Annotated in this window: 16 protein-coding genes; all 16 read right to left on the reverse strand. The window is 54.3% G+C overall.

All coding sequences use genetic code 11. The features are described from left to right. The coding region (locus K9N21_14610; protein ID MCF8145144.1) for a response regulator at positions 1–1272 on the reverse strand (1272 nt) is incomplete at its 3' end. A 122-nt stretch (positions 1273–1394) separates the two neighbouring features. Further along, a complete protein-coding gene (locus K9N21_14615) occupies positions 1395–2285 on the reverse strand; it encodes a HAMP domain-containing histidine kinase (GenBank protein ID MCF8145145.1) in 891 nt (296 codons plus the stop codon). Between the two features lie 255 nt (positions 2286–2540). Continuing rightward, on the reverse strand, positions 2541–3464 hold the full coding sequence (locus K9N21_14620) for a hypothetical protein (GenBank protein MCF8145146.1): 924 nt from the start codon (positions 3462–3464) through the stop codon (positions 2541–2543). Between the two features lie 154 nt (positions 3465–3618). Continuing rightward, positions 3619–5325, reverse strand: coding sequence for a molecular chaperone DnaK (dnaK, locus tag K9N21_14625; GenBank protein MCF8145147.1), 1707 nt, complete (start codon positions 5323–5325; stop codon positions 3619–3621). Beyond that, positions 5322–5939 (reverse strand): response regulator, encoded by a 618-nt coding sequence (locus K9N21_14630; GenBank protein ID MCF8145148.1) that lies wholly within the window; start codon positions 5937–5939, stop codon positions 5322–5324. The genes dnaK and K9N21_14630 overlap by 4 nt, the downstream gene beginning before the upstream one ends. Before the next feature lie 15 nt (positions 5940–5954). Further along, complete coding sequence (locus K9N21_14635) at positions 5955–6677, reverse strand: hypothetical protein (protein ID MCF8145149.1); 723 nt, start codon at positions 6675–6677, stop codon at positions 5955–5957. A 29-nt stretch (positions 6678–6706) separates the two neighbouring features. After that, a complete protein-coding gene (locus K9N21_14640; protein ID MCF8145150.1) occupies positions 6707–7453 on the reverse strand; it encodes a gas vesicle protein in 747 nt (248 codons plus the stop codon). Between the two features lie 110 nt (positions 7454–7563). Beyond that, positions 7564–8631: a GvpL/GvpF family gas vesicle protein gene (locus K9N21_14645; GenBank protein ID MCF8145151.1), complete on the reverse strand. Its 1068-nt coding sequence runs from the start codon at positions 8629–8631 to the stop codon at positions 7564–7566. 130 nt (positions 8632–8761) lie between these two features. Continuing rightward, positions 8762–9127: a gas vesicle protein K gene (locus tag K9N21_14650; protein MCF8145152.1), complete on the reverse strand. Its 366-nt coding sequence runs from the start codon at positions 9125–9127 to the stop codon at positions 8762–8764. Between the two features lie 100 nt (positions 9128–9227). Beyond that, positions 9228–9590, reverse strand: coding sequence for a gas vesicle protein (locus K9N21_14655; protein MCF8145153.1), 363 nt, complete (start codon positions 9588–9590; stop codon positions 9228–9230). A gap of 131 nt (positions 9591–9721) precedes the next feature. Next, the gene (locus tag K9N21_14660) at positions 9722–9967 is read right to left on the reverse strand and encodes a hypothetical protein (GenBank protein ID MCF8145154.1); all 246 of its coding nucleotides are present in this window, start codon (positions 9965–9967) and stop codon (positions 9722–9724) included. Then, a complete protein-coding gene (locus K9N21_14665) occupies positions 9936–10715 on the reverse strand; it encodes a hypothetical protein (GenBank protein ID MCF8145155.1) in 780 nt (259 codons plus the stop codon). The genes K9N21_14660 and K9N21_14665 overlap by 32 nt, the downstream gene beginning before the upstream one ends. An 11-nt stretch (positions 10716–10726) precedes the next feature. Then, the gene (locus tag K9N21_14670; GenBank protein ID MCF8145156.1) at positions 10727–11014 is read right to left on the reverse strand and encodes a gas vesicle protein; all 288 of its coding nucleotides are present in this window, start codon (positions 11012–11014) and stop codon (positions 10727–10729) included. A 21-nt stretch (positions 11015–11035) separates the two neighbouring features. Continuing rightward, positions 11036–11275: a gas vesicle protein GvpG gene (locus K9N21_14675; GenBank protein ID MCF8145157.1), complete on the reverse strand. Its 240-nt coding sequence runs from the start codon at positions 11273–11275 to the stop codon at positions 11036–11038. Between the two features lie 8 nt (positions 11276–11283). Next, a complete protein-coding gene (locus K9N21_14680; protein ID MCF8145158.1) occupies positions 11284–12036 on the reverse strand; it encodes a GvpL/GvpF family gas vesicle protein in 753 nt (250 codons plus the stop codon). A 168-nt stretch (positions 12037–12204) separates the two neighbouring features. Further along, a complete protein-coding gene (locus tag K9N21_14685; protein ID MCF8145159.1) occupies positions 12205–13248 on the reverse strand; it encodes a GvpL/GvpF family gas vesicle protein in 1044 nt (347 codons plus the stop codon). Positions 13249–13267 lie beyond the last annotated feature (19 nt).

Raw genomic sequence — 13267 nt, forward strand, 5'->3', positions numbered from 1 at the left:
TTCTTCCAGCGCCACCTCGACGCCCAGGGCCGGTCGGTAGGGCCGGAAGGAATTCATGCTTTCCACCACATCGGCCACGCCCAGGATCCTTGCCTCAATGAGGATATCTTCACCGGACAATCCCTGGGGATAGCCGGAATGATCCATCCGTTCATGATGCTGCAGCACAATCTCCGGGATCGGATAAGACCAGTCTATCTCTTTCAGAATGTCGTAGCCGATACGGGAGTGGGCCTTCAGGAGAGACATCTCTATTTCTGACAGATGACCCGGCTTGTTGAGGATCTCAGCCGGAACAGAGATCTTGCCGATGTCGTGAATACTGCCCGCCATACGGATGGCATCGATCTGAGTCCCTGGAAGGTTCATCTCCTGGGCGATGGTGCGGGCCAGTTCGGTGACGCGCCGTTGATGGCCGGCCGTATAGGGGTCCTTCTTTTCAACCACCTGCACCACGAGCTTGATGACGCCATTGAGATTCCCCCGCAACATCTCCAGGATCTTTTCCAGCCTCTGCTGGTCATGCTTCTGTCTGGAAATATTTTTGACAATTGTCTGATACTCCCGGACGCTGCCGTCAGGGGCCAACCGGCCGGTCGAGCTGATCAGGCATGTCACCCCTTCCCCGTCCCGCCGGCGAAATCGGGTTTCAAGGTCCTTGACATACCCCATGTCCAGGATGTCCCGTCTGATCTCATTGAAATCATTGGGGTCAAGGAATACTTCGTCGGCCCTCATGTGCATCAGCTCTGCCCTGGCATACCCCAGAAGATCCAGTGATGCTTGGTTAAACTCAATGAATCCATTGCCCTTGGAGGTAATGAAGATGGCGTCTCTGGAACCCTCGAAAAGGGTCCGATAGCGCTCCTCGCTTTCCTGAAGGGCGCTGGCCAGTTCCCGCTTTTCAACGGCCCTGCGAATCACCCCGAGCAGTTTTCCTGCATCGAAAGGCTTCTCCACATACCGGTACGCATGGAGATTGACTGCGTCGATCGCCGAGGACTGGGACGCATATCCGGTCACAAAGATGCCTTCTGTCGCGGGGGAACGCTCCTTGATCCCCTTCAGCACGTCGAGGCCGGACATGTCCCCCAGTTTCAGGTCTATGAGTGCAACCGCGACCTCGTTCTCCTCGGCACACTTCAAGGCATCCCTTCCGGTCGCGGCGATCACGGGCACATACCCCTCTTTTCTGAGTATTCCGGAGAGGTTCCCCCTGAAATCGGCGTCGTCATCGACAATAAGGATGGCATATTCTGCGTTCTTAGGCATGGGTTCGTCTCCAGTTGCCATGAAAATGCGGCGGAGTCCAAGGTCAAGAGTTTAGTCCTGGCCTGTCTGCGCGCCCGGCATGGCGGGCAGGCCGGTAAAAGGCTCACGCCTGAACTACGATTTTAGCGCCTTCCTTTCTTTATGGGCAGCAGGACCTTGATGGTGGTTCCCTTGCCGACCTCGCTCTCACAGGCGATGCTTCCGCCGTGTGCCTCGACGATGCGGCGGCTGATGAAGAGGTCCAGACCCGTTCCCTGGCCTGCGGGTTTGGTGGTATAAAAAGGCTCGAACACCTTATCGCGGTGTTCCGCGGGGATGCCGCAACCGGTATCCGAAATGGTCAATTGAACAAACCCGCCTTTACGCCGCACATCCACATCGATCTTTTTCTTACGGGTCTCTTTTACGCTGTCCAGGGCATTGCCAATCAAATTGAAAATTACCTGCTGAATCTGGCTGGGCCGCATCCAGATTCGAGGGGTCCCTCTGGCGGCATGCCGATGAATAGACGCCTTTTCCTTATCGGCACGGGAGAAAAGGAGGTCGATCACACGGGCGCAGATCGCCGTGCAGCTCTCCATCTGATAAGCATCTTTGTCTGACACATCCACCGGCGACAGCAGCGACAGGAGAGGGACGGAATCATGCCCGCTCCCTTTTTTGCCTGCCTGCTTGAGACAGTGCCTGACGGAATTAAGAATCGCCTCCAACGAATCCTTATGCTTCTGAACATGACCCAACCGTGTATGGGCGGATCGCACGGCCTCGTGGAACCGATTGGCCTTGTTGTGCATCCGCCTTTCCCACAGCCGCTGCATATCGGCCACCGACTCTTCCCACGATTTCCACCCGATATGACCGATATCCCGCATGCCGCCAATCAGGTGCCCCCGTCGGATGTTTCGTACATGACGAATCGGGATCTGCCGGCTCGCCACATCGCCGGGAGTGACCAGGCGGGTTCCCATGACCTGGCCCCGTTGTGGGTGTCGTAACGCTTGCATCGTTTTCATGGCGCCCCCCTTTGGATTGAGGATTGAGGATTTGGCCTGCGGCCGTCATTCGCTTCGCTGTCATTTGGCTTCGCTGTCATTTGCCCTTCGGGCGTCATTCAGTGGTCATTCGGTGGTCATTCGGTTGCCCGTGAAATTCCCGATGGGGACAGCGCAGCGTATTTCACTGGGGTCATTTATTGTCATTCCGTTGTTTCTTAATCTTCCACGTTCCGAGCTCCGCGTTCCGCGTTCGAAGGAGGTCTCATTCAGTGGTCATTGGATCGCCATTCCGTGGACTTTGGACTTCGGACGTTGCACTTTTGTCAAGCGGATTTCCAGAAAGCCGTTTCTGATGTGCATCATAGGGTCATGCGGCGTCACCTCGCAGGGCAGGTCCAGTTTCACCCGCAGGGAGGCTCCCAGCTTATGGCATCGCACCAACACCTGATCGCCAGTGAAATCCAATTTCAGGTCGTTCAGTTCAACGCCTCGCACCTCCATAATAACCCGGATCGTTTCTCCCTCCTCAAAGATGTCCATCAACCGTTCTTCACTCGGCAGGAGGGGCGTCTTTTGACCGATCAGCCACCAACTGAAGGTGACGGTTTCACCGCTTTCGGGATCGACCCGCTTCCTTTCAAAGGACAAAATGGGGCAACCGAGGAGTTTCTGGGAGATGGGGTTGATGGTTTCCGTGATCAGAGAGAGGACGTGCAGATGGTCCGGGGCCGCTATCAGGTCTGCCAGCCGGTTGATCCTCGCATGGCGGTACTCCCACAGGTGCCAAGCAATTTCTCTCCCGTCAGCGTCTAACTGATCCGCAATCCGTTGGATGGTTTCAAAATCGATCTTGAGGAAACAGAGCTGTTGGATCTTTGCCTTCCACTCTGAAATACGGTTCGTGATCAGCAGGACCTTTCCGCCCCGAGATCCTTCAATAGCATCATAGGTGATGCAGAGGGCGTCTCGGACCTTCAGAACGTAGTAGTGTCGCTCATCGGTAAGCTCCCTTATCCTGTCAACGGCAATCTGAAATTTGATCTGGGGTCGCCGGTAGTAGATCAATCGCTGATTGGTCAAAAAGATCTGAACAGGCCGCCATCCCCTCACGTGCCGTTCCCTGTAACCGCCCTGGGCCTCCAAAACCACCTCTTCCCCATGGAGAAATTCAGGCGCTGCGTTCTTCTGCGGGGGCATGCTCCGCCTTGCGGGCTTCAGGGCTATGGGGGTTCTTCTCATCATTGGTCATTGGGCTTCGCCGTCACTTGGCCTGCGGCCGTCATTCGCTGCGCTGTCATTAGCCCTTCGGGCGTCATTGGACTTTGGACCTTGGACTTCGGACTTTGGACCATCACGATCTCTCCAGCATCTTCCTCAACTGCTCCGTCCTTTCCGCAATCACTTGACTTTCCCCTTCGCTCAGGGCCTCTTTCAGGTTTAAGACAGCCCCCTCAATCAGTCGTTTGGAAGTCGTGGCAAGCTTTTTCTCTTTCTCCTCAAGGAAGAGTTCAGCCCCGTGGATCATGCCGTCGGCCCGGATATTGATCTCGGCCCCTTCCCGCATTTTCATGTCCTCTTCAGCATGGGCCTCTGCTTCCCTGACCGCCTGTTCCACCTCATCTTCGGACAGGAGAAATGAGGCGTCAATCTTTATGCCGGTTTTTTCCTCAGTATGAAGCTCCTCGGCAGAAACCTTCACCATTCCGTTTACATCGATTTCAAACATTACCTCTACCTGGGCCTTTCCCCTGGACAGGGGGGGAATATCGCTCAACTGAAAATTTCCCAGGCTGATATTGTCGATGGCCATCTCCCGCTCACCCTGGAGGATATGAAAATCCATCACGGTTTGATTGTTCTCCGCATTGGTGAATATCTGACTGGCAGAGGTGGGGATAGTGGCGTTTCGGGGGATGATCCTGGCAAAAAGGCCCCCCTCGGTTTCTATCCCCAATGATAGCGGCGTCACGTCCACCAGTACTACGTTATCGATCTCCCCCATCAGGACGCCCGCCTGAACCGCAGCCCCGATGCCCACTACTTCGTCGGGGTTTATCCTTATAAACGGCTTTTTACGGAAGGTTTTTTCCACCAGATCTCTCACCGAAGGCATGCGGGTAGAGCCGCCCACCAGCACCACACGGTCAATTCCGTCCGGCGTCAATCCGGCATCGGCCAGGGCCTGCCGTGTCGGACCCAGGAGTCTTTCCCTCAAGTCGGCCGTCAGCTCTTCAAACTGCGTTCGATCCATCCTTGCCTCGAAGGTCCGGGTCTGGCCGCCAGCCTTTACAAAAGGGAGACAAACCGTCGAATTCCTTCTGTATGACAATTCCCGCTTGGCCTTCTCGCTCGCCTCCCTGAGCCACTGAAGGGCCACCGGGTCTGATCCTATGTCCACTCCGTATTCGTGTCTGAGCTCACCGAGGAAATGTGCCACCAGTCTTTCGTCCCAGTCATCTCCGCCCAATCGGGTATTGCCGCTGACGGCCTTCACATGAAACATTCCGTCCCCGAGTTCCAATATGGACACATCAAAGGTTCCCCCGCCCAGGTCCCACACGAGAATGGTCTGGATATGTTCGCGATCCAGCCCGTAGGCCAAAGACGCGGCAGTAGGCTCATTGATGATTCGCATCACCTCCAGACCGGCCATGCGGGCGGCCTCTTTAGTGGCCTGACGCTGAGCATCATTAAAGTAGGCAGGCACCGTTATGACCGCCCTTTTCACCGCTTCTCCGGTATGGGTTTCCACATCTTTTTTTATCTTCCGCAGGATAAAGGCCGATATCTCCTGCGGCGAATAGGGTCTCCCGTTGAGAGAAACCCTGTAATCCGTTCCCATGTGCCGCTTGATGGACATGACGGTCTGTTCCGGATTCGAAACGGCCTGGCGCCTTGCCACCGAACCGACCAACAGGTCGCCCCGGGCAGTCGCTGCGACAACCGAAGGGGTCAGGTTCTCGCCTTCGGCGTTCTTCACCACCCTTGCCCGGCCGTTCTCGATGATCGCAGCCACTGAGTATGTAGTCCCCAGGTCTATGCCGACCGCTCGTGTCAATTTTCACCTCCGCCGGAAAACTGCCCAATGGCATTCATAATCTTTTCCTCACTCAATGGCTTGTCGATAAAACTGTGTATGCCCTTTTTCTTTGCGTCCAGCCTCCTCTCCTCGCTCCCGTAGGCAGAAATAATCACAACGACCGCATCCGGGCTCATTGACTGGATCTCAGGAAGGACATCCATGCCGTCGCCGTCAGGGAGTTTCAGGTCGAGGAATATCAGATCCGGGGGTTCCCTCAGGCAGGCCACGGCCTCACCGATGGTGTTGGCCGTGGCCACGCTGTATCCCCTGTTTTTCAGGGAAGTGGAAAGGAGCCAGCACAGGTCTTCTTCGTCATCCACGATCAGGATATTCTCTATCTCCTTTTTGGGAAAAGGAAGAGATGATTCCTCAAAATCCTCTCTTTGCAGGTGCGCCGCTTCCCGCTGCTCAAAATAGGGCTTCAGCTCTGGAAGATCCTCGGGCCTGCGCCATCCCGATAGCCCACTGCGCCAGACGAGCGCCTCGTCCCGTTTGATGATGTCTCTCAGAATCCAGCTCTTGAGCCTCGAGTGATAGATCATCCGGTAGGTATCGGCCCCTCGTCTGACGTCATATTTGAGCTCTTTCATCGTCCCTCTTTTACCCTACGTCACCGGCAAGGAAATCGTAAAGACCGTTCCATTCTTCCACTCACTCTCAACGCCGATGGTCCCGCCGTGGCTGACAACGATTCCATAGGTAGTCTTCAGGCCGAGTCCCACTCCAGAAGGCTTGGTGCTGAAAAACGGATCAAATATCCGGATAATATCCTCTTCAGGGATTCCTCCGCCCGTATCCTGAATCCTTGTGACAAAAAAATCCCCCTCGATTCCTGTCGTGATCGTCATCTTCCCCCCCTCCGGCATCGATTCAACGGCATTGATCATCACGTTTGAAAAGACCCGGTCGATCCGCTCCTTGTCGACATCTGACATCGATGCTCCGGGCGTAAACCTCTTGCGAACGTCTATGCGCTGCGAGGCTGTCTGGGTCTTTATGGAGTCCAGGATGCCTTCCAGGATATCGTGGATATCGTGAGGCTGGATATTGAGTTTTGGCGGTCGGGCGCAGTTGAGGAGTTCAGTGATCAGGAAATTGATCCTTTCCGTATTTCTGATGATAATATCGACATGCCTGGCCCAGGGGCTGTCTTCCGGAAAGGCCTCCTTGAGTTGCTTGACCGAAAGGGACACGTTGCTGAGAGGGTTTCTGATCTCATGGGCAATACTGGCAGCGATTCTCCCCGTGAACGCAAGCCGTTCCGAAAAAATGGATTCATCCTCACGATTAAGCTGTTCTCTCGAACGGTCATGCCCTAATTCATTCATTTGCTTCTTCCTCCCACGCTTACCGAGCCTCATGTCAACGCTTCGATTCCTTCAGCCCTCTTAACCGGGCTGATCCAGCCGCACGCCCCACACCCCTCCTGCAACAGCTCCTTTATCAAGGCCCGTTTTCCACATTGGGGGCAGGTCTCTGTTTCTTCTCCTTCGGCATATTCTTCAACAGGGGGCAGCGTCAGAGGTCCTTGAGGACGAAGCCCTGCTTCTTCCATCCTGTTTTCTATAGCCTCTTTCAGTTGACGGACATCCAGCGCAGTCAGCCTGCGCACGTCTTCTCCTTCAAGCAGGAGACACAGTTCATCCTTCACCCGTTCATCGCGAACCCGATCCCCAACCCTGACCATCAGGCCCCGGATCTTGCTCAGGGGGACTTCAAAAAGTATCTTATTGAAATCCTGATGATAAAGGAGCAACCTCTCGTCAGTCAAATAGAAACAGGCGTATCTCCAGGCCGTGTAGATTCCCTCTTTTGAATAGAGCGCCCCCAGCATCTTAAGGAGCACCTTTTCCCCCGCCATCAAGGCATCCTTCTTGTTCTTTCTGTTTTCCCTTTCCCATGCCCTGGTCTTTTCGTCCCATGCCTGCATGATCCCGTATTTGAGCATGGTCTCCATCCCGGCCAGGGCCGCCCTCAGGTTGACGCCGATCAACGGGATGCCCGCCACTGAAACAATCACATCGGCATGGATCAACAGGCCCTTGTCCAGGACCCGGTCAAGGAGGTCTGTCAGGGTTCCATTTGTGTTGCGTTGAGGGGTCATATCGCTGTGCTGTCATTGGTCCTTCGGGCGTCATTTGGCTTCGCCGTCATTCAATGGTCATTCGGTGGTCATTCGGTGGCAACAGATCTTCCGCCTTTCCCGTTCCGCGCTCACACAAAGGAATAGGGGGGCCAGGGTCCTGTATATCGAACTGAAAAGTCTTCAAGGGCATCGATCTTTTCCAATTCATCACCCAATTCCCTGCTCCCTCCCTTTGGAAGCAGGCAGGATAGATTCAGGAGCATCTGTTTCTCTTCATTTTCGGTTTTCTGGGTCTTTTCGACACGAATATCATCCGCATGAGGAATTATTTTTTCATAAAATTCCCTGAAATACTGATCCGCCCGCTTCTCCATTTCGTTGCGCAACAGCCCTTCCAGTTTCTGCCGGTACATATAGGCGAGGCCGCGCGGCTTTGACTCTATTTCGTTGCTCAGGTTCCTAATTTCCGGATTCTCATCGGCCATTTTTTGCGCGGCCGTTCTCTTATCCCACAGGACCTGAACGCCGTATTCGGCCCTGCCTCTGACCTTTTCCATTTTTGCCTTCAGATTGTCATAATCATCGTCGAGCCATTTCTTCATAGTCTCCTCCGGATCAAGCGCGGCATCCCCCTGAATGATGGTGTCGAAGCCGATCGGGATGACCGTTCCGAACCTGTCCCAGGCTGCATCCACAACCTTCTGATGGGTTATGACCCACCCTTTCACAATCTCCGGGTCTTCTGATTGGTATGGCCTGGCAGGACAATTGTGGACGATTGCGGAGAGACCGTTATAAGGGATTGAATAGACCGCATTTTCTTCTAACCCTATGTTGCCAAGGCTCCCACCTTCGGTGCTGTCGGCAATGCAGTAGAGGTACCTTCCGAACGCGGAATGGGGAGCGCGGAGCGCGGAGTTTGGATTTCCAGGGTCCGTGGTCTGAGGTCTGATGTCCGATGTCCTATGTCCAAGACCAGGGGACAGATCAACAACGGGTTGGTTCTCCGCTATTTCAGAAGGTTCTCCCTGCAAATCTCCTAATGCCTTGCATACCGATTCGTGAACGGCTGCCTTGAGTTCGGGGAGAAGGGAGTTCTTCACCATTTCCTTAATCAAGTCGTCATGTTCGCCGATGACCATCTTGATTTCTTGTCGTACAAGCGTTTTGATGACATCTTTCAGGTTCGTCGCCATTCGATTGTCACCCGTTTTGTTGTCATGTGGCTGCGCTGTCATTAGGCTTCGCCGTCAGTTGCCCTTCGGGCGTCATTCGCTGCGTTGTCATTTCGCCTGCGGGCGTCATTCATGGTCATTTTGTTGTTTCTTAATCTCCCGCGTTCCGCGTTCCGAGCTCCGCGTTCAAAAGGTTGTCATTCAATTTTGGATCCTGGCCTTCGGACATGGGACCGCCCATCATCTTATCCAGGAGTTCATCCACAATGTTGTCGAGGCCGTCCCGGACCGACTTGACCGATTCCGCAATCCCCTGCTCGGTTTTCATCTCCTCAATGGCCGTGTCCAGATCCATGAGGGCCTCTCCCAACCGGTCTATCTCCTCCTCTGTCAGGCTTCCCCCTTCCACCCTCTTCAACGCCTGGAGCTTCAGGGCGTCTTTGATGATCTCCACCAAGGCCACGACCAGCCCCAGGACCCCATGTTTCAGATTCTTTTCGTCAATATCTATGGGCATGCATTCGTCCAGGGGCCAAGGTTCAAAGTTGGATGGCCAACGTCAAAGGTTGAAGGGCAATCGGATCACAACGAATGACAGCGAAGCCGAATAACCATGGCTATTGACCAATGATCCTTTCACGGTCGTTGGCCCTGGCGCTCACCCAGCCGCACCAGGGGCAGCCGGTACCCATAAGATCCTCCACGGAGACCCTCTTTTCACACTGCGGGCAGGTTTCTCTAGGGACTACCGCCTCCTGCCAGACCGGCACTTGGAGGTCTGTCCCGGAGGGGAACTCCAGCCCGTATTTCGCGGCTGTCTCAAAACTTGCGAGGGCGGCCCGGATCTTCACCCCTAACAACTCAACCCCGGCCACCGATACCGCAATATCTGCGTTGATCACCAGGCCCTTGTCAAGGATCCTGTCAATAACGTCAGCTAATCCGGCTCCGCTTTCTCTCGACGGTTCCAATGCCATAATGAAGCCTCGTGTGGTTGGGCAGGTTGATTGGTCGATTAGTCAATTAATGGAGTGGTGAAACTGGAAACTTTGCCCTCAGAACCTCCACCCAACAACCTGTAACCCGTCTGTGGATTAAGGGCGCGCCAGCTTTAGCCTAAAATGACCTCCAGGATGCCCCCGCTGAAGACCTTGCCGATAATTTTTTCAGCACGCCTGTGGAGTTTCACTATCCGGTAATAGGTGATGTTTCCCTGGGTCGCAAAAATGCTGAGGAGATCATCTACCAGATCAAGCTGCACGTCTTCCTCGCAGAAGCCGGGAAGATCGGCCACAACCAGCGTCCTCTTAGCCTGATCGAAGACGTCAACCCCGGCTTGTTTGAGCCCTGTTTCCATTCTTCTTCACCCTTACCACGCCCTTCCCCTGGCATGCCATGCAGGGGAGTTTGCTGTTGGGATCTTCGCCGGTTCCTCGGCACCGGATGCACGAGGTTGCCGGCGATGATACAGCCACCACGCCTTTTCCCCCGCATACCGTGCATTTCAGCGGGGTGCGGCGCTGAGCTTCTCCTGTGCCCTTGCAATAGGCGCATATAACAGCCGGAGGGATCACGGACACACTGCCGGTCCCCTTGCACACCTGGCAACGGACGCCCCTTTGTCTTTGCCCGCTTCCCCTGCAAAATCCACATACATAGCTGGTTTCGGTCATGACGGAAAAGGACACGGTTCCGTTTCCTCCGTTCACCCGGATGCAGCCATTATTGCCCACGCATACGGCATGCCACGGGATCTCTTCCTGGCCTGGCTTAAAAAAAACAGCCGCGCTCTCGCTTTTCACTGCTCTGGCTGCTGAAAACGACCGCCAATGGAATTCCTCCACCTGCGCCTTTCCCGTACCGCCATCCGGTGACTGGGTCCGGCGGGTGCCGGAGTTCCAGCCAAGGGCCTTTTGCCCTTTCACCGTAATCTGAAAATGCCCGTGTGTTTCCTGGTCAAGATAGTCGTCCCTCATCAGATTCATGCAGAGGACCCTCGCGTATGCGGGATCGATCCCTAACTGCCGGCTCACAAGGCGAGTGGAGGTCCGTCCGTCTTCCTTTCCCACCGTCTTTAATGCCTTCCTTTCCGTTCCCGTAACCATCAAGCCATCTCCTAACTCTCAATCCCCTCAGTATCAATCCGCCTTCGCATGCCGGTCCGCCGGAAGTCCAGCATAGTCCCTTCTTCATCTAACCGGGTCTCATAAACGGCCAATATGTCCATCCCTTCAGGTATGGAATGCTTTTCCACCACCTCCAGGGCCACCAGCCACCCATCTCCTCCCTTTTCCACCCGGATCGTAGATGAGATATCCAGACCAGTAAGTACATTCAACTCAACCCGTGCTCTCTTCACAATTTCTCCCATCCCCATGCCCATTTTCTCCTCCGTTCTGCGCATGACCTGCTCTCTTGCTTGCGCTTAGCCTTCTTCCTTCATCTTTCTAATTGTCTCAAGCTGTTCCATGAGCTGACGCTCCTGTTCTTGATACTCATCCTCATTGATTTCATCCATTTCAAAGCGCATCTGGAGCTGGAGCAATCCCTCATGGATCTTGGACTCATCGGTCATCTCCTGATAAGCGGCGTCCCTCAGTTTTTCACCCAGCCAGACGGTGAATTTGAGGGGCGAAAAAAGAATATCGTCTAAAATAAAAGCCATAACGCTCCTCACCAATTCACCACAATCTCCACAAAATTGCAGGGAGGGATAGGCCCCACATATTTGAAAACCATCCTGCCGTCGTACTGAGCGGTCATCTTTTCCACTGCGAGATCAAAGGCCGCTTCCTTGTCCCTTTCCACCAGAAATGCAGCGTTGGTGATCATCCGATCCCCAAAAGGATCGTTTAGCTTTCGCTCTACCCACAGCCCGTCAAGGGGATCGAGAAGGGCCTGTTCCTCAAGATCCTTCCTCGCCTCAAGACCCTTCTTCACCATTTCCCCAAGACGGACCTGGTCTCTTTGCGGCCCTCCTTGCCGCTTCATTAGCCGGTCCCGCAACCGGCCTATGTCGCTGTTGTCAGCCACGATCTCCTCGAAAACAGGCTTCATATCCTTCCATATGGCCTTGAGGCCCAGTTCTATCTTATCCCGCATATAATGGAGGATACCCCTGAATTCCGCTTCCCTTTCCTTCAGGAGCTTTTCCACAATCAGATCCGTCCCCTCAGCCACGGTGCCAAAACGAACGGGCAGCATGGGATATTGCTTCATCACTTCCTCCATGACCTTCTGATGGGCCATGGTATTTGCACGGGTGACTGGATATTGAGAAATGGGAGAATCGCTGATGACTGCGCCTACATCCCGGTGCCGGACCGTATAGACCTCATTGTTCCCATCTCCGATGCCCGTGAAGCCGAAGCCCTTGTCTTGATCGGTTTCGATAATCGCGTAAATGTATTGGCCTGCTTCTGTCATACGATTCCCTCGTTGGCCTACGGCCGTCATTTGCCCTTCGGCCGTGATTCATGGTCATTCAGTAGTCATTCGGTTGTTTCTTAATTTTCCGCATTCCGCGTTCCGCGTTCCGCGTTCAGTAGGAGGTCGTCTTTTCAATAAACAATCATCAATCGACAATCACCAATATCAAGGGGTTTCGGACCGCGGACCCTGGTCTTCCACCGGCTGCACCCTCATCCACTTTCTGACATCCTTTTCCCTGAAGGAGCAGCCGTTTTCAGCGCAATAGTCGTTCACCAGTTTGTATGCCGCATTGATCTTTTCAAAATGCTTGTGCCCATTCGCGTCTCCCGGACACCTGTCTGGATGGAATTTCTTGGTCAGCTTCCAATAGGCGTCACGGATTGCGGCAATGGTTGTTCTCTCTTCAAGTTCAAGCGTTTTTCTTGCCCCATTTAACAGAACATAATCCACATGCCTGATCTCCAGGGTTCGAAAGCTGTATGGCGGAAGGGGACCGATGATTCGGAAATTGATCCGGTCCTCATATTGCTGATCCAGTTGGGCGATACGGGCTTCCAGTGAAACCGCGTGGTCTTTCCGTACTAAGGCAGCCACATTCATGATCATGGAATCGTCCATCAGGGGGTGAACATGATGTGCTTCCGTCTGAGGCAGAATCGCATCCATGATCTCATGACGGTACGCCTCTCTCTTCTGGTCCAGCAAGGCCTTGACGCGCCTTCCGACCTTCACCCTTAGATCAAACCGTTCAGCTTCCGATGTCGGAGATGCATCCTTTTTCTGTGCCTTGATCTCCTCGGCTTCTCCTATCTCGGCCAGGACAGGAGCCAGGTCCGGCCAGAGGGCAACGATGTCCAGTTCGATCCTGTTTTCCATCTCCCTGAGCGCGGCAAGGACCTGGTCATGTCCCTGCTCAAGGGCGATCTGGATCGAAGCCCCCCCCTCCAAGACGGTTCCAAATTTGACAGGAATGATCTGCTGGGTTTTTAAGACAGTTTCGAGGACCGACTGGTATACCGTCAGATATCTCAGAAGGGTTTCCTTGGGCATGGCATCAAACGCCATAGGGGGAAGGGCGCTGATCACTGCGGCAACATCCCGGTAAGGGACGGCGGAGACCTCTACCCCTTCGATCCCTATGGGGCCGAAGCTCTGCAGCCGATCTGCACCGATAAAGCCGTAGAGGTATGTTCCGTGTGTGGGCATTCGTTCTCCATCATTCGCT

The organism is Deltaproteobacteria bacterium (assembly GCA_021737785.1).
GTDB lineage: Bacteria > Desulfobacterota > DSM-4660 > Desulfatiglandales > Desulfatiglandaceae > AUK324.